The 22,117-nt window shown below is 43.1% G+C and carries 18 protein-coding genes and 1 pseudogene; 3 read left to right on the forward strand and 16 right to left on the reverse strand.

The genetic code is table 11. The annotated features are described in order from the left end of the window. Window positions 1–66: 66 nt before the first annotated feature. The 11 genes from V7K67_RS31800 to V7K67_RS31850 all read right to left on the reverse strand — a co-directional run bounded on the left by V7K67_RS31800 (window position 67) and on the right by V7K67_RS31850 (window position 9,783). Window positions 67–606: a YqeG family HAD IIIA-type phosphatase gene (locus V7K67_RS31800; RefSeq protein ID WP_334707007.1), complete on the reverse strand. Its 540-nt coding sequence runs from the start codon at window positions 604–606 to the stop codon at window positions 67–69. 220 nt (window positions 607–826) lie between these two features. Further along, window positions 827–1,444: a hypothetical protein gene (locus V7K67_RS31805; protein ID WP_335169991.1), complete on the reverse strand. Its 618-nt coding sequence runs from the start codon at window positions 1,442–1,444 to the stop codon at window positions 827–829. A gap of 234 nt (window positions 1,445–1,678) precedes the next feature. Then, complete coding sequence (locus tag V7K67_RS31810) at window positions 1,679–2,251, reverse strand: DUF3727 domain-containing protein (protein ID WP_334729795.1); 573 nt, start codon at window positions 2,249–2,251, stop codon at window positions 1,679–1,681. Between the two features lie 143 nt (window positions 2,252–2,394). Continuing rightward, window positions 2,395–2,871, reverse strand: a complete 477-nt coding sequence (gene ruvX / locus V7K67_RS31815; protein ID WP_334729796.1) for a Holliday junction resolvase RuvX — start codon at window positions 2,869–2,871, stop codon at window positions 2,395–2,397. 2 nt (window positions 2,872–2,873) lie between these two features. Then, on the reverse strand, window positions 2,874–4,130 hold the full coding sequence (locus V7K67_RS31820) for a GNAT family N-acetyltransferase (RefSeq protein WP_334707004.1): 1,257 nt from the start codon (window positions 4,128–4,130) through the stop codon (window positions 2,874–2,876). A 209-nt stretch (window positions 4,131–4,339) separates the two neighbouring features. Beyond that, entirely contained in the window at window positions 4,340–4,546 is a 207-nt protein-coding gene (locus V7K67_RS31825) for a hypothetical protein (RefSeq protein WP_179069029.1), read from the reverse strand. A 126-nt stretch (window positions 4,547–4,672) separates the two neighbouring features. Further along, window positions 4,673–5,164 (reverse strand): hypothetical protein, encoded by a 492-nt coding sequence (locus V7K67_RS31830; protein ID WP_334707003.1) that lies wholly within the window; start codon window positions 5,162–5,164, stop codon window positions 4,673–4,675. 167 nt (window positions 5,165–5,331) lie between these two features. Continuing rightward, entirely contained in the window at window positions 5,332–7,473 is a 2,142-nt protein-coding gene (locus V7K67_RS31835) for a pentapeptide repeat-containing protein (protein ID WP_334729797.1), read from the reverse strand. Between the two features lie 265 nt (window positions 7,474–7,738). Continuing rightward, window positions 7,739–8,077: a hypothetical protein gene (locus tag V7K67_RS31840; RefSeq protein WP_179064288.1), complete on the reverse strand. Its 339-nt coding sequence runs from the start codon at window positions 8,075–8,077 to the stop codon at window positions 7,739–7,741. 181 nt (window positions 8,078–8,258) lie between these two features. Next, entirely contained in the window at window positions 8,259–8,531 is a 273-nt protein-coding gene (locus tag V7K67_RS31845) for a hypothetical protein (protein WP_335169995.1), read from the reverse strand. Window positions 8,532–8,550: 19 nt separating this feature from the next. After that, window positions 8,551–9,783 carry a glycosyltransferase family 4 protein gene (locus V7K67_RS31850; RefSeq protein ID WP_334729799.1) on the reverse strand — a complete coding sequence of 411 codons (1,233 nt, stop codon included), beginning with the start codon at window positions 9,781–9,783 and terminating at the stop codon, window positions 8,551–8,553. A gap of 965 nt (window positions 9,784–10,748) precedes the next feature. On the opposite strand from V7K67_RS31850, the gene V7K67_RS31855 reads away from it, so the two are divergent. Further along, window positions 10,749–11,732, forward strand: a complete 984-nt coding sequence (locus V7K67_RS31855; protein WP_334707000.1) for a DUF1517 domain-containing protein — start codon at window positions 10,749–10,751, stop codon at window positions 11,730–11,732. Between the two features lie 373 nt (window positions 11,733–12,105). On the opposite strand, the gene V7K67_RS31860 is transcribed toward V7K67_RS31855, so the two are convergent. The 5 genes from V7K67_RS31860 to topA form a co-directional block, all read right to left on the reverse strand. Next, window positions 12,106–14,823: an HD family phosphohydrolase gene (locus tag V7K67_RS31860; RefSeq protein ID WP_334729800.1), complete on the reverse strand. Its 2,718-nt coding sequence runs from the start codon at window positions 14,821–14,823 to the stop codon at window positions 12,106–12,108. A 547-nt stretch (window positions 14,824–15,370) separates the two neighbouring features. Then, window positions 15,371–16,315 carry an ADP-ribosylglycohydrolase family protein gene (locus V7K67_RS31865; RefSeq protein WP_334729801.1) on the reverse strand — a complete coding sequence of 315 codons (945 nt, stop codon included), beginning with the start codon at window positions 16,313–16,315 and terminating at the stop codon, window positions 15,371–15,373. A gap of 93 nt (window positions 16,316–16,408) precedes the next feature. Then, entirely contained in the window at window positions 16,409–16,873 is a 465-nt protein-coding gene (aroQ, locus tag V7K67_RS31870; protein ID WP_334729802.1) for a type II 3-dehydroquinate dehydratase, read from the reverse strand. Window positions 16,874–16,880: 7 nt separating this feature from the next. Then, the gene (locus tag V7K67_RS31875; protein WP_012410890.1) at window positions 16,881–17,021 is read right to left on the reverse strand and encodes a hypothetical protein; all 141 of its coding nucleotides are present in this window, start codon (window positions 17,019–17,021) and stop codon (window positions 16,881–16,883) included. A gap of 570 nt (window positions 17,022–17,591) precedes the next feature. Beyond that, complete coding sequence (gene topA / locus V7K67_RS31880) at window positions 17,592–20,243, reverse strand: type I DNA topoisomerase (RefSeq protein ID WP_334729803.1); 2,652 nt, start codon at window positions 20,241–20,243, stop codon at window positions 17,592–17,594. A gap of 527 nt (window positions 20,244–20,770) precedes the next feature. Between topA and V7K67_RS31885 the strand changes: the two genes are divergently transcribed. Both V7K67_RS31885 and V7K67_RS34665 read left to right on the forward strand, forming a co-directional pair. Then, entirely contained in the window at window positions 20,771–21,058 is a 288-nt protein-coding gene (locus V7K67_RS31885; protein WP_334729804.1) for a hypothetical protein, read from the forward strand. After that, window positions 21,045–22,107 (forward strand): annotated as a pseudogene (locus V7K67_RS34665) (DUF6745 domain-containing protein). Before V7K67_RS31885 ends, V7K67_RS34665 begins: the two are co-directional and overlap by 14 nt. Window positions 22,108–22,117 lie beyond the last annotated feature (10 nt).

Here is a 22,117-nt window from a genome sequence, read left to right on the forward strand (position 1 = left end):
CCCCGATTTTTGAATCACATCCAGATTCCTTAATTATTTCTTTAGATTTACTTTCCTGACGATTTCTCAACTTTTGTGAATCTTCCTTTTCTTGGGTGTAATAGAGGCTCCCAGAATTTCAGATATCCAAACTTCAAAGTTGCGGATGGGATGAGAGCGGAGGGCTGCATCGCCATGAACAATCGGTTCGACTAAAATGGTAAACATTCCCAGGCGATTACCTGCGATGACATCGGTAAACAAGCGATCGCCTACCATCCCCACTTGATGGACTGGTAGATCCATTCCCCTCAGTGCGGCTCTAATTTTGCGTCGGGAAGGCTTGGCTGCACCCAAATAGTAAGGTAAGTTGAGCGATCGCGCAATTCCACCAATTCGCGCTTCACTCAGGTTGTTACTCACCAAACACAGTGCAGTACAGGCGCGAATTTGCTCCACCCACTCTCGTAGTTCTGGGGAAGCTATTCCGACTGTAAAGGGTACCAAAGTTTCATCTACATCCAATACCAGCCCTTTAAGCCCGTATTTTTGGATAATATCTGGTGTTAGGTTCAACACTGAACCCTCTAAAATCAAGTCAGGCTGTAAAAGATTGTTCCAGGTCATAGTCAACAGTCAAATTTAAGTAGCTTCAGACAAATGAGCATAAGAGGATGTTTGAAAAGTTTTGGGCGAATATAATTCGCTACTACACAAACCAAGTCCACCTCCGTGGAAAGCATGAAAAATCAAGGGTTTTGTCTGTGTAGCCGCGATTTCTAATCGCCAGGGCTAGTAATAAATTAGACTTTTCAAACAACCTCTAACCCAATATAGTTTAGTTAGTCTAACTTCGTCCTGGAATCTCTCTCTGAACACTTTGAGATAAAATCCCTAAAATCTTATCTATCTCTTTGATGTAATAACTACTCAAATCAATAAATATATCATTTTCTTCTAACTTCAAAAACTTCCAAATATCACCCGTTGTTACCGCACCGTAAATTTTTCTGATTTCATTTCCTTCTTGTTGATTAAACAATTGTGCTGCCAACATTGCAGCTGCACATTGACCTAATCCACCTTTAATATTTTCATTTTTGGCTTCAATAATAACCACTACTGGCACATTAATTGTTAGTTGCTCTTTAGAACGACTAATGATAAAGTCACAATAGCCATTTAGTCCTTTTTCTGCATCTATATTAAAATCGGTTCCCGAAAATAAACTAATTGCATAATTAGCCCTGCGCCTTACCTCCAACAATATCGGAGTGATAATCATTTCTGAACGAGCTTTTTCAGTATTAATTGCTAAAGCCAGTTCTGTGGTTTCTTCTAAAGAATTTTTGAGTTTCTCACTTGCCTGTAAAGGTTCTATATCGGCAAACAAGTTAGTTTCTTCATCAATGCGGATGCTGAATGACTTTTTAAATTTACTTAGTGTAAAGTCGCTATAAGCCATTCTCAGAACCTCATAGCAATTCTAGATTTTGGATTGTAGATTTTGGATTAAAAATCTCTATCAACTAAAATGCTTTTTCCAGGATTTTAAAAAGCACTAATTGTCCCAATTTAGTGTTTCATTACTTTCTACATTTAATGAAAAATGGTACAAGGTTCAACTAGATTGTACTGAGAATAAAAATTCCCAATTAAAAAATTCAAAATGAGAATGTTACATTTTGAATTTTTAATCTTATTCAACTTCATTAAAAAGATGTTCTTCTAACAAAGGTTGCACTTGGCGAAACTCCTCTGGAGAGAGTAATTCAGGCTCACCTGTTTTTGTTATCCGTGCAAAAAACAACAGAGGATCTAGGGGTGTATAAATTGCATACTCCTGATCTTCATCATAAAAGCTAGCAAGTAGCTGTAATTGCTCTGGCTCTAAATCTTCCCCTTCGTCTTCGATTTCTAAGGTGAAGAGTTCTGATTCTTCAACTGGCGGTAAGTCACCTTCAACTGTGAGAGCATAAGCTGTGTTCTTCAATATCAGGTTCTGCTCAGATAGGACAGCTTGAGCATTCGCAAAAATTTGCTCAATGATGGCGTCATCTTCTACCAGAACTGCTTCTTCTTCCTCACCGTCACCTTCCCAAGAAAAAATTTCTACAGGTGAGTCTACAGGAAGAAGCAAAACGTATTCTTGTCCATCTACCTCCAGGGAATGCTCAATATAACATTCGAGCGATCGCCCTTTGTCATCGGTTAAAGTGATGGAACCCGCATGAGCGTTATCATTTTCTTCAGAGAATGGAGAGGAAAACATAGCCGAAATGTAGAAATTTAATAAATACCAGCAAGTTTGGAAATCGCTTAACTATCTTAATGACATCTTAATATCAAGCAAATAGCTTTATACGTAGATACAACTGCTGGCTAATCGTTTTCAGAATATCATGTTAAAAGGTATCAATATTCAAGAGCTGCAACTGAACTGCGGGAGTTGGCACGCTTCACATCCAGCCATTGTTGTAAAATCAAAGCAGCTGCCTTGCGGTCAATCAAACCTTTATGGCGTGACGGGGAGCGGTTTTCAGCTATCAGCAGTTGCTCTGCTTGAAATGAAGTTAATCGCTCATCCATGTATTCCACAGGCAGTTTTAGTGCTTTAGAAAGTCTTGTAGTAAATTTCTGAACTTGACGAGCCTGGAATCCTAGTGAGCCATCCATTGAATAGGGTAAGCCCATAACTAGAATTTGCACCTCACGTTCCTTAACTATTTGTCGGATTTGCTCGACATCTTGCTCAAAAGATGTACGTTCAATAGTGGTGATTCCCGTGGCAATTAAACCCGTGCGATCGCACCCAGCCACACCAATGCGCTTGCGACCGAAATCTAGTCCCAACGCTGAAATAAACGGTTTTGCTTGCCTTTGGGATATCACAACTAATTCTCCTGTTGGGCATCTGCTGATTCAGAAATCGGCGATGCTTCTATGCTAGGGTTCTTTACCGAAAAGTTAATCGGTTCTGACTTACTTGGCAGTGGTTTCTCTGAAGATGGCAGTTTTCCTGGTTGTATCCATGACATCCCACCTGGTATCGGTTTACGTGCCTGTTGTAGACCTTGCAGCATATCAGTCCACTGAATTCCTTCTAAGGAGACGAATTTAGACTCCCGTAGCTTATGCCACACAGAGCGAGACATAACTAATGTATGTTCTATGCGTTTTGCCCCAATTCGCTCCAAATACTCTTCTCGCTCTGCCTGATAATCTGAGGAAGCTAGTTGTAACCCTTGCTGGGGAAAATCTTGGGCAATCCGAGCCAGTTGAGATAGTAATTCTGGATACAGCCAAGTGTAAGCCGGATGAACCGTCAACGTTGCCGCATGGGGAACTTCACCCTTACGGTCAAGTTGCACCTGAAAATAGCCGATCGCAGCTTTGCGTTGGGGTTCAAATACGTAACCGCTAACTACTTCTGTTTTAGTCAGCCATTGCTTCACTGCATCAGTTAAAGCGCCGAACAAGCTGGTTTTAAAGTCGCGGGTATTGCGGTCAAAAACCTGACGTACCAGAGGTGGCATCGATGCCGTATCTAGTTGATATAGCAACTGGGCATCAGCATTACTCACTGGCAAAAGGTTGGGCAAATCTGGCTCTGCTTGGGCCAATTCAGCTAGTAATTCTGGCCCAATTTCCCAGTACGTCATTTCTGCTAGACGCTGGAATCCATTTTGTCGATATAGTGCCAGCGCTTCAATGTCATTGATGTTAACTTCCAGTAACCAAGTGCGAGCTTCCAAAATCGATTCAAAGCAATGACGCAAAAGTTGCGAACCAATGCCTTGTTTATCGACACCACGCTCTAGTAGCACTTGATCGATCCGCCAAGTACTGCGTGTCCGGTTAAAGGGTGACACTTGAATCATTCCTAAAAGTATCCGCCCTTGCTCTGCGATATAGGCACAGAGGCGATACTGTAGCGGGTTAGGAAACCAACTCAAAAACTTGAGTAATCCATACCAGCGACGCAGCCTTTGCATCTGGCTGATGGCAAAACCTGCTCCCTGGGGAGTAAGGGCTGCGAATGACTCTTGAGTTATGCGCTCAATCCCGTCCAGATCCCGGTATTGGACTGGTCGGATAACAACGCTGAGGTTTCTGGGAATTAATGAAGTCATTTTTATTCGAGCCGCCATTTAGCCTTAACTAACTGCTCTGGAAAGGAAGAAACTGCTGCAATAATTTTAACTAGTTTCTGCTCTCTACTATTGTGCCAAAAGGGTGATTTTAGTAACTTAATACTTAAAAAAGCCGAAAAAGCAGACCTTGTGAGAACACCATTGGCATTGACCCAACAACATCTGCCCTTATTTTATTGGAATTTTGATTAAAATTTGTATATATTTTATAGCCCTTGTCGAGAAACGAGCTTTTCAAAGTTGGCTTGGGTTTGATGGAGTAATTGCTGGCGACTATCTACCAGTGTTTGTTTCAGGGTTGGAACAAGATTGCGAGCTTGCAGGGTCATGTGAAGTTGTAGGTTAGCGACATATTCACTGAAATCTTGATTCACGTCTTCTGCTGCTGCATCCGTTAATAAATTTGATTCCATTGCCACTGTGTTCTCCTGTGTTAATCCTATGCTGTCTCTCTTCATCACCAAAAACTATCACGTTGCTTGGACTAACTTCTTAATTTGCAATGAAGTTTAACGCTTCTTAGGGATAGCCTCTGCCCCTTAAAATCTCAAGCCAACACCACCTTGTACGGAGATAGCTGTACCACCGCTATCACGGTAGGCATCAAAAGCAATGATAGCATTGCCAAAAAGGACTGTATTGCTATTTGGGATCATATAATCAACGCCCGGTTGTAAAGCAAAACTAATTTTGTCCCCCACAGGAGAAGAACCACCACCACCAGCCAGCACCAATCCCGCTCCCAGATAGGCATCAGCTTGCCAATTGATGGGAAAATCGTAAGACACCGTTGGCACAACTGCCGTATTACGACCAATTAACACTTGGGCGCGCAGTGAAATTGGCGCTTCCAAAAGCTTGTAGCGTCCCGCTATCACCCCCCCCAATTGGATACCGTCGGTAATCCCAACAGTGGGGCCGATACCGATATAACTGCCATAAGCTACTTGAGCTTGTGCTGGTTTCGTACTCGCCAGACTCAAAACCAAGCCAGCCCCCAAAACTGAAACCAAATATGGAATATATTTCATAAACTAACTCCTCACACCAACTTAGTCATTAGGCATTGGGCATTGGGCATACAAGTAAAAAGTAAAAAGAAAGATAAATTCAATATTTCTTTTAACTTTTAACTTTTAACTTTTAACTTGTTTCTCTCCCTCATCTCCCTCATCCTCCCCTGCCCCTCTGCTCCATTCTAAGGGCAACGGGGATGAATGGCTCCTTGAGTACAAAGGTAGGCTAATTGCTTGGCATCTAAATTTTTGGCTTGAGAAAAATCAACGCCTTGAACTACAGCTGATACTGAGCCTAAATCTGGGGTTTGGACAAATTGATCTGCTGGATCTTGTTTACTAGGAGCGAGAATTGCTCCCTTAAAATCTGCTCCAGCGACATTCGCCCCCCGTAAATCGGCAAGACTCAGGTCGGCATTTTGCAAGTTAACGTTTTCCATTTGGGCAGAACGCAAAACAGCACCAGTTAAACGAGTGGCGCTGAGGTTCGCATTGCTGAGATTAGCACGATCCAAATAGGCTCCTGATAAATCTGCCCCTTGCCAATCAGTGTTAGTTAAGTTGGCAAAGGATAATTGCGTTCCGATCGCAGTGGCGCGACCTAAACGGGCAGCATAAAGATTGGCTTCGTTTAATTTCGCATCGCCTAAATCTGCCCCAGTCAAGCTGGCTCTTTCCAAAACTGCGTTTCGCAGATCGGCTCCTACTAGTTGAGTGCTGTTGAGTTTAGCATCATATAGACGCGCGTTGGATAAGTTGGCTCTGTTAAGAGTGGCGCGGCTCAAATCGATCCGGTTCATCAAGACGCGACTGAGGTTAGCATCAGTAAGATTGGCTTGCTGCAATTGAGCTTGGCTTAAATCAGCTATGACATCGTCGTAGGTATCCCAGCGTCCATCTTCACCCGCACTCCGGAAGCGGCTACCCTTAAAGCTGGCTTGGTTAAGATTTGCAGATTTAAACTTAACTCCTGATAAATCAAGATTGTCTAATACCAAGTTGAAGAAGGAACTTCCTGGAGTACCACTTTGACCTAATTGGGTGCTACTCAGGTCAACACCCTCCATTTTCCCGCTGTAAACAGAGAGAATCTTGTTGATTGTCTGCTGGTTTCTTTGGAGCCGCCCTTGCCGTAATTCCCGCTCTTTGGTTGCAGTGCTACCTACAGATTCCAGTTCACCCACTAAAAACTGATTCTTATTTTTTAGTTCTGGGATGGCTTGGGGACCGACAGTTGTCAAAGCTTGTTGAATCGTATCTAGGAGGCTGGGGTTAGTTTCGCTAACTAATAAATCCGCCAGAAATTTAATGGATTGTGGGTCATTAAGACCACCCATAGCCAGAATTGCACTTTGGCGTTGCTCATCAGTCGCCACAGAGTTGGGAGTCAATTGTTTGACGAGTTCGAGGAACTGTTGGCTGTTGATTTGCTTAGTTGCTCGCTGGGATTGTTGAATTTGGATATAAACTTGAGTGCCGATTAAAGTTGCCAACACAGCAGTCATACTCGTCAGCCCTACCCCAAACAAGGTTAGATTGGGATTTTGCTGTATCCGTCGCCACAAATTAGGTGACTGGTTGGTTTGATCTGCCGCTAATTCTTCATTTCCCTCTTGCCATTCTTCTGCTTCATCATTATCGCCAGCAGACTGAGCTTGTCTACTGGTAGCTAAGAATGCATCTACTGTATAAGTACCTGCGAGTTGATCGTGGAGTGCGCGACGCCCTCGACGCGACGGTAAGCTTATCCCTTCACCCACAATCATTAATAAAGACAAAAATGTGAATAATCCTAAATTCGGAAAAGCAAAGCTGTAGCGCCACAGCAGATAGGCGATGGAAATGGGTACAGTCCAACGCCCAACTCCTTCTCTGATTACGACTGCCCCCAATCCAGGCGGCTTCCCTTGCTCGTTGATAACCCGCACTTTTAACCAACGTTTAGGAATTGTGCTACCAGTCTTAGCTAGTAAATACAATTGCCACCACGAGAGAGTTACAGGTGCTAACAAGGCGATTGTCCACAAAATATTAGTCGGCCATGCGACGTTACGGATGCCATAGCTTACGGGTAAAGCTAGGGGTCTAGCGATCGCTCTTTCTGTGACTACCAGCACGGGGTTAAGCGGTACTCGGTTCAAATCGCTTCTAGAATTGGCATAGACACCAAGACCGAAGGGAATTAACCCACTAGTAACCACTAACGTAATTTCAGCCGCCCAAGCCGCAAAACGCCTACTTGCTAGCAACAACGAATTAGCTCTTTCCGATTTTTTTGACTGACCAGATTGATTACTAGTTCTCCTGACAATTGGTGATGTCATCGTATAGTTCCCTTTGATATTATTTCTACGCCGCGATCGGCACAATTAAAATAGACTCAGCTAATCAACAAAAAGAAAAGCATATTGAAATAGGATTCAGGAGTCAGAATGGGCTACGCCCCGTTGCGCTAACTGAATTCTGAAGTAAAACAGGCTTTATACCTAGTTTTGATACTTCGCTCGTATACTTTACTTTCCTTGAAATCCTCTGTATGTCAGGAGCAATTTGTATTCTGGCTCCTGACTCTCATAACTCTGGAACGTTTTATTGCTTACGTTGAAAGCTACCGGACACAAAAAATTTGTATCCAACATACACTAACACTGCCAAAAGTGCCAGAGTGATTACAGATGCAACTAATTTAAACACTGCTTGTAGCATCGCCAAGCCTACTAGTACCGTCACACCTGAAACTACAAGCTTTTTCGTCCCAGATAAGTTGTTAAACCAAATCTGAAACCGCTCTAGTTGTAAGTTCAAGTTGGCAAAAATAGACTGAGGCGTTTGTTCTTGTGGTTGGGGAACTACCCCAGGTGGCGAATTAATCTCTGCCTCTAGTTTATTGAGGCGACGCTGTAAGTCTTCTTCTGGTTGAGGATTCATCAATCTTTTTTACCTCAGCTAGCATACTTATTTAACAATAAACCAACCAAATTCTATTTTTGGTGGCAATAAGTAGGTGGGCGTAAATATTTGTAGTTGAGATAAGGCAGGAGGTAGGAGGCAGGAGGCAGGAGGGAAGAGGGTTTTAGCCTTGTTCATCTTTATTAACATAGTTTGGGTTTTATTCTGTCTGACTAGCTTGAAAGTGCTGAGTGCTGTACATAGATAGCGGGGCGTTGAGCCACTGCTGAGTTATTATTCTCCCCCCAATCAATCCCCAATCCCCAGTCCCCAATCCCCAGTCCCCAATCCCCAATCCCCAGTCTCCAATCCCCAATCCCCAATCTCCAATCTCCAATCCCCAATCCCCAGTCCCCAATCCCCAATCCCCAGTCCCCAGTCCCCAATCCCCAGTCTCCAATCCCCAATCCCCAGTCCCCAGTCCCCAGTCCATCGCTCAATTTGCATTTATATCACAAAATCGTGTTTCTTCCCTCGGACTTGTAAAGCGATCGATGAAGGGTTCTACGGGTGGCTAATTCTTTACCTTTGCGGCCTAGTTGTTCACGTAGTTGCTGGTCTTTGCACAACTGATTAAAAGCTTGAAAAACCTCATAGCCAGAATTGGGATTAACCAGTATCCCGTTCTCTTCATGCTGAACTGTATCTAGAACACCGCCTAAACGAGAGGCAATTATGGGCTTACCGAAGTAACTTGCTTCTAAATAAACCATACCAAAACCTTCCATATTATTAGGTTTAGCCTCCGATAAAGTCAGCATGGCAAATATGTCGCAAGCTGCATAATAACCGGCTAATTCTCGCTCTGGCTGATATCCGGCAAAGTGTACGCGTTTATCTACCCGCAAACGATGCGCCAGAGATTTCAATGCCGATTCACTTGGCCCTTGACCGCAGACTATATAATGGACATCAAACCCAAAAGTTAGCAATAGTGGAATATTCTCAATTATTCGGTCGAAACCTTTTGGTTTTATGAGTCTGCCAATGGAGAGAATAACTATTGCTGTTGCGGGAATGTTGTACGTCTGACGCACGCGAACACGTAAATCATCAAGGCTACTGGGACTCGCTACATTATTACCAAATTTTTCTGGTCTGATTACTGGGTTAATAACGTGGGTAGGAGTATCTAATCGGAAAGCAGTTCTGAGGTAGTCTCTTGTATAAGAACTGTTGCAAACAATGCCTTCGGCGCGTTTGAGTGTTAATTTAAATAGCGATCGCAGCACGGGATTGTGTAAAGTACAAAGAAAATCGTTGCCGTGCAGATAGATAAAAAAGCGAATAGGTAACAAATAGCTCAATAGCAACAGTGAAGGAAAATCATAGCCGTGGCCCCACTCTATATAACGATAGTGATAGCGAAAATAGAGTTTAATTGCTAGAACAAATGAGCAGACAATATTGACCAAAGGCTTCAGTAAACTTTCCATACAGCTACTACGCCAGTATGTAGGATAATACCAGCGATACACAGGAAACTGTTGACCTCGATCAAAGACTCGATCTCCTGAGCAACTAGCCGCCAGCACAATAACTCTTTCTGGATCTTGGAGACAGCGATTATAAATATATTCCCCAATTACAGCTTCTTTCGGCAGGAAGATCCGGCTTATGACTAGGATATCTGGGTATGCAGCTTTGTCTCTGATTTCGGCTGTTAGTTGAGAAATATGTTCCATAAGAAAGTTAATGACTATAATTTCAAATAATTTTTAATTTATTTACAATTAGGATTATTCTCAAAGCCATAATTATTATTTTATTTCTTTTAAAACGAATTTGTAGACAAATTTGTAGCCTATATTCAAAGATTAACCAGGAAGATTATTTTTTTATTGTGTTGATTTTATTTTTATTGCCCAATTCTCAAGTAGTGAGATTTTCTGTACATGATGAACAATAAATAAAAGCTAGCACTTGTAGCCAAATTGCTCAGTAAACAACTGTTGCGAAAATTACGAAATTTAGCTACGTTCAAGATAATATCCTAAATCCTCTAAGCTGTTGTGCCAAAATGCCAAAAAGTTGAATAAGTACTTCATAGCTATCTGGTGTCTAGCTTAATTGACTGATGGGCATCACAGACACTTGTGAGCCTGCTTTATATACGTAAGTATCAAGGACATAGATGTAGTAAATGGTATTCATAATTTAAAAATACCATCCCACCTGGTAACAAAACAAGTAGGTTCAGGAGTCCTGAGTTCTGAATAATGAATCTTCCCACTCAGCAGTGGCTCAACGCCTTATTATCGCCAACAGAATATTAAAATAATTACTAAAAATAATTACTAAAAATTACAATCGTCTGTATAATCCAAGACTGTAGTCATAAAAGTGCTAGTCCAAGACATAGCAAACAATTGCCCGTAGACGTAGCCCATCGTAGACATCGCAAATTTCTGTGATGATGAACATATCTTCTTTAGGTACGGTTCCCCAGTCGAGAAATCCCCCCTGCGATCGCTGTTTCTCCAAGATAAGACGCGGTAGATTGAATATGTAGCTTCTAAAAGAGAATGCTACGTAAATGCGACAAACTCTCTTGCTTGTTACGGGCTGGCGTTAGCGACATACCGCGACACTGCTCCCAAATATAGGGAGAAATCAGAAATAATAATTCCGTTTTTCAAGCGATTGTCTTATGCGTAAAAAACTACAACAAACCATCAAACCGTTGTTAAAAACCTTCTTAGCCCTAACCCTGGTGTTAGCTTTGGCTCTTGGTCACGCTGACGGAGCATTAGCAGCCCGCAGTGGTGGTCGCATCGGTGGCGGCTCCTTTAGAATGCCTTCTAGCCGCACCTATACACCACGCACTTATGCACCTCCTGGTGGGGGCGGCTACTATCCTGGTGGTGGTTTTGGTGGTGGCTTTGGCTTTCCCTTCTTACTTCCCCTCTGGGGTTTTGGCGGAGGATTTGGTGGTATATTTACCATCTTAATTTTCTTGGCGATCGCTAATTTCTTATTGCAAACTTTTCGCCGCGTCTCTAGCGGTGAAACACCAGAAGCAGATTACAGCAGTAACTCTCCTGTTTCGGTAACTCGTTTGCAAGTAGGTTTGTTAGCTCAAGCCCGTGAATTGCAAAATGAACTCAACCACATTGCTGAAACTGCTGATACTAACACCCCAGAGGGTAGAGCAGAAATTCTACAAGAAGCCAGCCTAGCTTTACTCCGCCATCCCGAATACTTTGTGTATGCAGGTGGTGGTACTCAACAAGCTAGTTTAAATTCAGCTGAAAGTCAGTTTAATCGGCTGTCACTGGCAGAACGCAGCAAATTTAGCGAAGAAACTCTTTCTAATGTCAACAACCAGCTAAAAGCAGCCCTTGCCAAAGATGCTTTACCTCCAACTGGTGAACTCGATAATCCCACCCGCCTATTTACTGAAGGGCCTGGTGAATATATTATCGTCACCTTGCTAGCAGCGACACTAGGTAAGTTTGAAATCCCCACAGCGATTAACAGTGCTGACGATTTGCGTCAAGCTTTGCGGCAAATTGGTAGTATCCCTAGCGACAAGCTTCTGGCAATTGAAGTTCTTTGGACTCCCCAAGCTGAAAATGATACTCTGACATCTGATGATGTGTTGGCAAATTATCCGGATTTGAGACTTGTTTAATTTCTAAAAATTTTGCGCTTTGGCGCCAATAAAAAGTTACCCTTTAAGCGCAATAACTAGAAAACTGCTTGTAATTGACAAGCAGTTTTTTTGTAACTAACTACAAAGAAAAATCACAGTTCCTATATAGGGATCGTATTTGATTGCGTGAAAAAACTCAGTACACATCCAATACTGTTCGGTTAAGGCAAGAGACGCGATGAATCGCCGTCTCTACAATAATCAGACGCGATTTATCGCATCTTTAGCAATCTAAAATCTTCATTAAAAAACCTTAACCGAAGCGTATTGAGTACACATCTATTCGCTTCTGTTCCCTGTTCCCCTCCTACACAAGTCAGTTGAAGAATCAAATCGGATTCCTATATCCGCATTACGAATTAAACGCAGCACCGCTAGCCTTCAACTTGGGATAAGCAATACGTTTGTGATGAAATTGCTGCCAAACTTCCACAAATATTTCGGCAATTTGTGACATTTCTTCCCGTGTTAGTCCTGAATCTACGAGTTGATTGTCTTGCCATTTGGCACGCAGGATGTTATTTAACATTGTTAAAGCTTGTTCGGTGGAGACATCTTTAAGTAATGGCTTCTTTCCCGGAGATTTAGCCGATACTTGCAGCGATCGCAGCGCGGCTTCACAAGAATCTGCTAACATCACAATTCCTGTTTCCCGTGATTGTGGAATCGGCCCATCATAGCGAAAATCTGCGTCGTCTACTATTAAACTCGGATCTTCCTGAGCCATTTGCTGGGCTTGGTGATGAAAATAGGCAATCAGCATCGTTCCCTGATGCTCTGGAATAAAAGCTTGAATCGCTGTCGGCAAAAGATGTTTACGCGCCATTACCAAACCTTCAGTTACATGCTTTTTTATAATTTCTGCACTCTTCCAAGGGTCTTTAATTTCAGTATCATGTTTATTCGGCCCCCCCATTTGATTTTCAATAAAGCCAAGGGGGTCGTGCATTTTCCCAATATCGTGATATAATGTCCCAGCCCTAACCAATTCAACATTGCATCCTAGTTCTTTCGCAGCAGCTTCCGCAAGGGTAGCCACAAGCAGCGTATGTTGAAAAGTTCCGGGAGTTTCAGTAGCGAGTCGTTTTAATAAAGGGCGGTTAGGGTTCGCTAACTCTGCTAGGCGGATTGGGGTAACTAAATCAAAAACTTTTTCTAGATAAGGACTCAAGCCCAAAGCGACAATACTCCAGCCTAAGCCGGATAAAGCAAACAATCCGGCTTCTTGGAGGACGATATACCAGGTAGAACCAAATGCTTGACCAATTAAGATTTTAACAACCAGATAAATACCGCCTTGAGTTAAAGCGATCGCCACACCTAATAAAGCCAATTCTTCACGCGATCGCAATCGTTGAGCAATGTAACTACCTAAGATTCCTCCCCCAACACCAGCTAAAAGGGCAGCCTTGCTCATCTCCAAACTAATGCCTAAGATCGGCAACAACAGTCCGACAACTGTCAGCGCCAAAGTAGAGCCGTAGAAGCTTCCCAACAACAAACCAAGGGCACTCCAGGTGGTGTAAGGCAATCCGATCGCGATCGCTCCTGGTACACTCAGAGTTAGCAGTAACACTAACAAGCGATCGCGTTGTCGCAATTCGTAATCGATATGCCGTTCTACCCAGACAAAAATGCCAATGGCGATCGCAATCACGCCTCCTAACTTCAGCAATTCCTGCCATTTTATCTCCCGACGAATCAGGTGATAATGCTCTAGCACCTCAAAGTTCCATGCAGTAATCTGCGCTCCTTTTTTGACAATCACCTCACCAGAGCGTACCTTCTCCATCACAGGTGGTACACTAGCAGCAGCCTTTTGAGCGTTTTCTCTTGTTTGTTCTTCATCATTTTGCAGATTCGGCTTGAGTACAGCTAACAACACGTTTTTTGCCAAAGTTTCGGCGTCTTCTGGTACAAAGGTCTGCAATTGTAAACTCACCGCATCTTGTAAGATATTTTTTGGCAGTCCTTGTGGGATGCCTTGGGCAAGAATCCGCTCTGTAATTTGATGAATTCCCGTTTGGGTTTTTTCCCACTCCACATCTAACAAATCTAAAAGGAGGGATTCTTCGTATACTAATTCTGGGTTAACAGTCTCTAACTGTAAAAGTTTGGCAGTGGCTTGGGTGTATCTTTGGCGTGCTTGGGAAATTAGGGCAATCAGTAAGGATAAGTTTTTCTCAGAAGTTATGAGGCGGTAAGATTCTAGTTCTGCTACAGCTTGAGTAAAGTCAGTATTTTGAGAAAAATCAACTGGCTCTGTCTTTTTTGGACTCTGTGAATCAGATTTGGGTGTTGTGCGCTCTTGGCGTTCCTGATTGGTTGCAGCTATAGATGATGGACGGAATGAGGTAGTGGTTTGTCCTTTTGGTTTTTTCTGCTGATTTTTACTATTTTCGACAGCTAATAGCAGTGCTTGCCATTCCGATTCAGGACAAGAGCGGAGATAACGCTGGGTAGAAATGGATAAAACTACGGAATCAAAAAAAGGAAAAGCTCCAGCAACGGCGCGAATTTCGTTGCCATCATCTAAGATTTGTTGCAAATTTTTATTAATTTCTTCATTCATTCGCGCATCAAGCATCAACACCTGTAAGGAGTTTTTACTGACGGCTTTGCGCTTGGCTTCTGTTTTTTTCTGATTTTCGATATTAGCTGTGTAAGGGGCTGTAATTGTCTGGGGCGCGGGATTTCCGACTTGGAGTTGCGTCTGATTGTATAATTTATTTCCAATAACGCCTGTTAGAGATACTATCGCGATCGCCAAAATTACCGAGTAACGCTGTTGATATGCCCAATTTAAACCGACTGCATAAATACTGCTCTGAGTTTTGACCGATTTTGCCTTTGGTTTTAGCGCTCTTTCTTGTTTTCGGCGCTCGCTTTTGTGATTGGTTTTTGATAAAAACAGGAGTATATTCTTGAGCATAGTCCTGAGAAGTTCCCTTCTATGGGTTTTACCTTTGGGACTTCTCATTAACTTTCCCTTACGGCGTAGTGCTGTATACTGTCGCCGCCAGTGAGTCAATTGCTGGTTCAAGAACTGCAAAAATTGCTGCATTTTCATTATCTCTGCCTGCAATTGCCAACTTTGATGGCTCAAAAAAAGACAATCATCAGGAAAGTTTACCGAACAAGGCAAAAGTAAAAAGTTAAAAGGCACTCATAAAGAAAAAGAAAAATGGTTGTGAGCCGCCTAAATTTATTTATGGAACGAAATAAAAACATTTATTTCGATAGCGCAGCTAAGCCTTTGTCTTCTCCCTTGGCGTTAGCCTCTCCCAATGTGATTCGGGGAGACGCTAAGAGCGATAGCGCAGCGTTAGCGAGTTATCGAGCGTCACGAGCGTCGTGGAAAGTGCCGCGAGAAATAATAGTCTTTATCAAATTCCCTCAATTCATTTATGGGGATTATCTTTTTACTTTTTACTTCTTAATCTGCGGCTACTGCAACTACGGTGGCGGGGCTTTTTTACTGCCGATTTGCCACAATAGTTAGCCACAGAATCAGCCCGAAGGTTTGCGGAAAAATTCTAGTATATGAGACTAATACACTGTGGCATCAGTTTGCCTACCTTTAACAGGAATTTAACCCCTTATCTGGTTAATTGAGATTAACGCAATCGAATAACCCGAGGAGCTGCGTAAACTGAAAGCAGAGCCGCCTCACATCCCTCCTCTGCTAACTCCCTTGGATTTAAGGTAAGATCATACACTCCCGACCACACTGCCACAAATGCATCAGTCAATTCTAACATTTGGGAAAAACTAGTTAATCCCCATACTGGAGAATTACTCTGCAAGAGCAAGACTTGCCAATTTACAGGAATTCCACCAATACCGTTATATGCGCCTGATAAAGCACCAGTAATGGCACCTGTAGCCTTTGAGCTTAGAGGCGTAGCATCTTGCACTTGAGAATTATCATTGTAAGTTGCCTGCAAAGCTGCAAGGCGAAAGTCTTCCAAGGTACTCAAAAAGCAGTAAAATGCCATTGCAATAGTGTTACTGAGTTTTTCTTCCTTCGCAAACTCAGCTTGCGCCCTTGACAATCCAACCCCTTGTTCTAATAAATTCTGGACTCTTAATAATTTTTTTGGTATTGATGTCGGTGTTTCTCCGATAAAAGCAATTGTTTGTGGGATCAGGGTTAGGGGGTCGAGTTTTTCAGTTAGGGCAAGAGCGATCGCATAAGCAACTGCGAGTGTTCCATCTCTTACTACTGGGTCATCTTCCCAGATGTTTAGCACACGTAGCAAGTTTTGCCTTAGCTTAATTGGATTTTCGTGAAAAAAGAGTGCTACTGGTAGTGTGGCAATAATTATTTTTACCGATATGTCATCAGTTGTTGCTAAATGAAGCGATTCTTCTTGCTGACGCCTTATCCAATCATCTAAATCTAATCTACCCAATGCAATCAAACTCTGAGTACCAAGAACCGCCATTTTGCCCAAATCTAGGTAACTCTGAAATTGGATTTCCCCACCAGAAGCCAAACTTCCTCCCAGAAACGCTCCGAGTAAAGTACCTTTAAACCGACTTATAGGAGAGTAACGCATAAATTATGTAGTTAGGAGTTAGGAGTGATGAGTGAGGAGTTAATGAAAGATTGCTAATTCCTAACTTTACTACCAACGACGAATTCCTAACTCCTAACTCCTAACTCTTAAATGATTTACCAAAGCTTGTAAGCCCAACAGGTAACTTTGAACGCCAAAACCACTTATTTGTCCGATCGCAACTGGGGCGATGTACGAATGATGGCGAAAATCTTCCCGACGGTAAATGTTACTCAGATGTACTTCTACTGTGGGTAAGTTAACAGCAGCGATCGCATCTCGCAAGGCGACACTTGTGTGGGTGTATGCACCTGCATTAATCAGAATTCCCTGATGCTCTCCTAATGCGCCATGAATAGCATCTACCAAAATTCCTTCATGATTTGACTGCACAGAAAAAACTTTCGCCTGTAACTTGAATGCTTCTTCTTCTAACAGGCGGTTAATTTCAGCTAGCGTCAAAGAACCATAAATTCCTGGTTCTCGCTGTCCTAGCAAATTTAAGTTTGGCCCATGCAGTGCCAGAATGCTTAAGGATTGCAAAGTCGAGTTCAGCACTTTGGGGTTAGTGGCGACGCCGTGAGCGATCGTTCACAGGAATCGGAATCAGTTCCGGTTCCGGTTCAGCCTCTGGCCCTAACAGGCTCTCAATTAGCCTACGAGCTAATTCCTTAAGCTTTTCCAGCACCTTTTCTATATAGTCCATGAACAGACCGCTCCTGAGATACTACCTCAATTTTTGATTAACAGGTACGCAGAAAATGGCATATTTTCGCACCTCTGGCTTCCAATCGGGCTGATACACAATCCCGCATTTGGGACATAAGCCACTTCTAAAATTTGGCGTTGTGTTTTCCCTTACCTTTTAGACTATCACACTTGCAACCTATCGAACTGTATCCTATCAAGGATGGATATCAAGGGTCAAGAGTTCAGGATTGGACTTGAGACTCTTGACTACGAATTTTAGATTTTAGATTAAAAGAATTTTGGGGTTTATCCCCCGCTCCTTGCAGGCGAAATAAATCTAAAATCTAAAAGACGCTCCTCCCTCGCTAACGCTCAATACGCTTGGGTTAAGGCTAAAACTCTGTTATCAAAGTCAAATTTTTAACGTAGACGCAAAGCGGTGAGGGGGTCGCAGTCTTGGCGGTTCCCGTCGATTGCGTTAGCGCAGCTAAGCCTTTGTCTTCTCCCTTGGCGTTAGCCTCTCCCAATGTGATTCGGGGAGACGCTAAGAGCGAATGAGCGTCATTTTGAATTCCGCCTTGCGGTACTAGCCTTCGGTGGCCTTTTTCTTCGCAGCTGTCGTTGATGACTTAGCAGTTGACTTAGATTTGGAACTCGTTGATTTACTCGTTTTGCGAGTCGATTTCCCAGTCGATGCCTTAGCTGCCAGCAAGTTCAACGCCGCCGTCAAAGTTATATCTTCTACCGTTTGACCTTCTGGGATACTGACATTAGTTTTGCCATGCTTGATGTAAGGGCCATAAGGGCCATCGTAGATATTGATTGTTTCCCCGTCTTCTGGATGCGTACCCAATTCGCGTAAGGCTGCCTTGGACTTGCTGTTGGTGGAACTGCGTCCCTTTTTGGGTTCGGATAACAATTCCAATGCACGTTCTAGGCTAATTGCCAATACATTATCAGCAGCTTTCAGGGAGCGGTAATCTTTCCCTTCTTTACCTTGGTCATGAACCACATAGGGGCCAAAGCGTCCCAAACTTGCTTGGATTTTGCCCCCAGTCACGGGATGAACTCCTAATGTTCGAGGTAGTGCCAACAGACCAACAGCCATTTCCAGGGTAACGGTTTCTGGGGTGACACCTTTGAGTAAGGAGGCTTGTTTCGGTTTGGGGTTTTCGTCGGTTTTATCACCCAATTGGACGTAGGGCCCGTAAGCACCAATTTTCACATAAATCGGTTCGCCAGTTTCGGGATGCCGACCTACCTGGTCAGGGCCAGTAATTTTTTGCCGCAACAGTACTTCTACCTGTTTGGGGTCGAGGTCAGCTGGTGTCAGGTCTTTGGGAATTGAGGCGGTGATCACCCCCTCACCATTGACGACTTCGATGTAGGGGCCATATTTTCCAATGCGGACTTTGGCATCTAGATTCTCCAGTTCTACAGTCCTAGCTTTGGTGGCATCAATTTGACTTTCCTGTTCTCTAACTAGGGTTTCCAGCCCTTTCTCTCCTAGATAGAATTGCTGCAAGTAGGGCAGCCATTTCGCTTCACCTGTGGCAATGTCATCAAGGGTTTGCTCCATCTTCGAGGTAAAACTGGGATCAACGATGTCTGGAAAATGTTTTTCCAGCAAGTCGGTGACGGCGAAAGCAGTGAAGGTGGGAATGAGGGCGTTAGTCACCAAATGGGCATAACCCTTATCGATGATAGTGCCAATGATGCTGGCGTAAGTACTGGGACGACCGATACCTTCACTTTCTAAGGTTTTCACCAAAGAAGCTTCGGTGTATCTAGCTGGCGGTTGGGTTTCGTGCCCAACGGCTTCTAGCTCTGTACAATTTGGATGATCCCCCACTTTCAGATTCGGCAAGATTACTTCTTGGTCTTCCAGTGCTGCTTCTGGGTCGTCTGAGCCTTCGACGTAGGCACGTAGGTATCCTGGAAATTCAATCCGTTTGCCAGAAGAACGGAATCCAGCATCCTCGACTTGTAATTGTACGGTAATTTGAGTTTGGCGAGAATCAGCCATTTGACAGGCAACAGTCCGCTTCCAAATCAAATCGTAAATGGCAAGTTCCCGACCACCCAAAGCAGTCTCTTGGGGTGTACGAAAGGTACTACCTGCTGGACGAATTGCTTCGTGTGCCTCTTGTGCGCCTTTGGATTTGGTGGTGTATTGCCGGGGTTGGGGACTAAGGTATTGTTGACCGTAGAGCTTTTCTACACAACTCCGAGCAGCTGCGATCGCTTGATCTGACAAATGCACCGAATCTGTCCGCATATAGGTAATATACCCTTGCTCGTACAAATTCTGGGCAACTCGCATTGTGTCACGGGCTGAGAGGCGCAGTTTCCGGTTAGATTCTTGTTGCAACGTCGAAGTTGTGAACGGTGGCGACGGTTTGCGCGTCACTGGGCGTTCTTCGATGTCGTTAACATTCCAGGTTTTCCCAGTTAGGCGTTCCTTGAGGGCTACCGCTTGTTCTTCGTTGAGCAACAAGACATTGCGACCTGCGGTAATTTCTCCAGTTGCAGCGTCAAAATCGCTACCATTAGCGATTTTGGTTCCTCCCAGTGTTACCAACTGGGCACCAAAAGGGGTTTTTTCCTTTGACAAACTGGCTTTCAAATCCCAGTACGTACCCTCATGGAAAGCGCGGCGTTGGCGTTCCCTAGTGACTAAAAGTCTCACAGCTACAGATTGCACTCGCCCAGCAGATAATCCCCAGGCGATTTTTTTCCATAACAGGGGAGACAGAGTATAGCCGACAAGTCGATCTAAAATCCGCCGGGTTTCTTGGGCGCGAACCAACTGCTCATCAATATTGCGGCAGTTTTTCAGAGCTTTTTTGATCGCCTCTTGGGTAATTTCGTGAAACACCATCCGCTTAGTGGGAACCTTCGGCTTCAGCAGTTGGTATAAATGCCAACTAATGCTTTCACCTTCCCGGTCTTCGTCCGTTGCCAGAATCAGTTCATCTACATCCTTGAGGGCATCTTTCAGCTGGGTAACAATTTTCTTTTTGTCTTTCGGGACAACATATACCGGTTCAAAGTCGGCGTCCACATTTACCCCTAGCTGCGCCCATGATTCCCCCTTGACGGCAGCAGGAATTTCACTAGCCGACTGGGGTAGGTCACGCACATGACCCATAGACGCCTCCACCCGATAGCCTGCTGGCAGGTAGTTGCGAATGGTACGAGCTTTGGTTGGAGATTCGACGATGACGAGAGTTGACATGGAAATTTCAATAAAAAGAAGAGCTACTAAGCCAAACAGTCAAATTGAGGTAACTTTTGCAAATTGTCAAGATAAATGGTCACGCTTAGGGCGGTGATTTAATCCTCACATAAACTGCCTGCTTGGGAGAAAATTCGCTGAACTTATTGCCCAGTCTATCCCAGAGGATAAATGAGGGTACGCTGGGTCTGAATTTCCAGCTATTTTAATCTTTAACTTATCTAACGCATAATTGGCGACTACAGTTTTTAAATTTGGGGAATGGGGAATGGGGAATGGGGAATGGGGAAATGAGGGAGACAAGGGAGACAAGGGGACAAGGAGATAAACAAAACTCCTAACTCTTGTACAGACAAAGATTTTTCGCGTCTCTACTCTTAACTCCTAACTCTTAACTTTTAACTCCTAACTCCTAACTCAGCACTACTAACGCCCAATTCCCATTTAATAGAGCTTGTGCCAAAATTAAATCAAAATTGAGAGCAAAAGCGAAGTGGGATTTGTACCCATGTCAGGAAAGCAAAACTATGCAACCAATTCGTGATGTGATCTTACTACCTGTACAGCAGGTTGAAGGACAAAAAATACCTCATTTAACTTTGGCAGAAGGCGAAGTTACGGGTCATAAGCATCGGATTACTGAAGGTGAGGCGGAATTACTGGAAAAAGATAGCACACTTTACTTACGTGTTTTTTCAGATTCGGCATTGCTAGCTCATGAGGAGCATAAAGCTATTTCTATTCCCCAAGGTGACTGGATGGTGAAAATTCAGCGAGAATACGAGCCTGAAGGTTGGCGTTATGTCGCTGATTGAAAAGTTAACGCCTGAAGAAGAGGCTTTAATTCCAGTTTATCGGGAGAAATGGCTGAAAATTGCGCTTTCAACTGAGAGGATTGATCGAGAGAAAGCGGTGGAAGTTGTTAAAGCTACATATACAGCTATCGGTAAACAACAGCCAGAAATTATTTTTTGTGAAAGTCCTTATGCTGGTTTAAAAATAATTTTTAAAAAGCTACCTAATTTAAATTTTAATAATATAAATATTCTAAGTCTCAATAATAATGTTTGCGACTATATTATTGCAGATTTAACTAATAAAGATAGAGAATTTTCATATCAAAAAAAATACGGATATTCTTAGAGAATTAAGTATTGTTGATGTTGAACCAAATTTTACTCCACGAGAATATGTATTAGAAGATAAATTACAAAATCAGCCCAAAATCAATATACATTTAGGAGATCGTCTCTGGTTAAATTTCCAAAATTTGGCGAATCGTTGTTGTCATGTGGATTTTTACGTTTCTGTATTAAATTATTCTTACAGCAAAAAAAGATGGGAAACTTTACAGTCTTTATCAAGGTTTTGTGGTTGGATTTCTCCATTTGAAAAATTTTGTATAGTATGCGATCGCCCCCTTCACCTGCGCTTCGACAATGAAAATCGCCTCCACGCTGAAGGCGAACCCGCCATTGAATTTATTGATGGATATAGCCTTTACTCGTATCACGGCGTAACCTTACCTGAAAAATACGGTAAAATCCACCCGCAGCAATGGCAAGCTGAATGGCTTTTATCAGAGGAAAATGCCGAACTACGGCGAGTACTAATTGAGGGTATCGGTTACGCCAGAATTTGCGAAGAATTACAAGCTATTGAATTAGATAATTGGCATGAATATACACTATTAAAAATTGATGCTGATGTTGATGAAGAACCAATTTATTTATTAAAAATGACTTGTCCTAGTACAAGCTTTATTCATGCCTTGCGAGTTCCACCGAATATAAACTCAGCGCGTGAGGCAATTCGCTGGGTAAATTGGGGTGTAGATCCAGAAGAATTTGGTGTGCAAACATAATTGCTTAATG

The sequence above is a fragment of the Nostoc sp. genome, assembly GCF_036917155.1.
GTDB lineage: Bacteria > Cyanobacteriota > Cyanobacteriia > Cyanobacteriales > Nostocaceae > Nostoc.

Coding starts and splice junctions, on each gene's coding strand:
- V7K67_RS31825 (WP_179069029.1), bottom strand. CDS start 4,546: ATGGAATCAAATTTATTAACGGATGCAGCAGCAGAAGACGTGAATCAA.
- V7K67_RS31840 (WP_179064288.1), bottom strand. CDS start 8,077: ATGAATCCTCAACCAGAAGAAGACTTACAGCGTCGCCTCAATAAACTA.
- V7K67_RS31835 (WP_334729797.1), bottom strand. CDS start 7,473: ATGACATCACCAATTGTCAGGAGAACTAGTAATCAATCTGGTCAGTCA.
- V7K67_RS31845 (WP_335169995.1), bottom strand. CDS start 8,531: ATGGACTGGGGACTGGGGACTGGGGATTGGGGATTGGAGACTGGGGAT.
- V7K67_RS31875 (WP_012410890.1), bottom strand. CDS start 17,021: ATGGACTATATAGAAAAGGTGCTGGAAAAGCTTAAGGAATTAGCTCGT.
- V7K67_RS31860 (WP_334729800.1), bottom strand. CDS start 14,823: ATGAAAATGCAGCAATTTTTGCAGTTCTTGAACCAGCAATTGACTCAC.
- V7K67_RS31810 (WP_334729795.1), bottom strand. CDS start 2,251: ATGTTTTCCTCTCCATTCTCTGAAGAAAATGATAACGCTCATGCGGGT.
- V7K67_RS31805 (WP_335169991.1), bottom strand. CDS start 1,444: ATGGCTTATAGCGACTTTACACTAAGTAAATTTAAAAAGTCATTCAGC.
- V7K67_RS31800 (WP_334707007.1), bottom strand. CDS start 606: ATGACCTGGAACAATCTTTTACAGCCTGACTTGATTTTAGAGGGTTCA.
- V7K67_RS31850 (WP_334729799.1), bottom strand. CDS start 9,783: ATGGAACATATTTCTCAACTAACAGCCGAAATCAGAGACAAAGCTGCA.
- V7K67_RS31865 (WP_334729801.1), bottom strand. CDS start 16,315: ATGCGTTACTCTCCTATAAGTCGGTTTAAAGGTACTTTACTCGGAGCG.
- V7K67_RS31830 (WP_334707003.1), bottom strand. CDS start 5,164: ATGAAATATATTCCATATTTGGTTTCAGTTTTGGGGGCTGGCTTGGTT.
- V7K67_RS31820 (WP_334707004.1), bottom strand. CDS start 4,130: ATGGCGGCTCGAATAAAAATGACTTCATTAATTCCCAGAAACCTCAGC.
- topA (WP_334729803.1), bottom strand. CDS start 20,243: ATGTCAACTCTCGTCATCGTCGAATCTCCAACCAAAGCTCGTACCATT.
- V7K67_RS31885 (WP_334729804.1), top strand. CDS start 20,771: ATGCAACCAATTCGTGATGTGATCTTACTACCTGTACAGCAGGTTGAA.
- V7K67_RS31855 (WP_334707000.1), top strand. CDS start 10,749: ATGCGTAAAAAACTACAACAAACCATCAAACCGTTGTTAAAAACCTTC.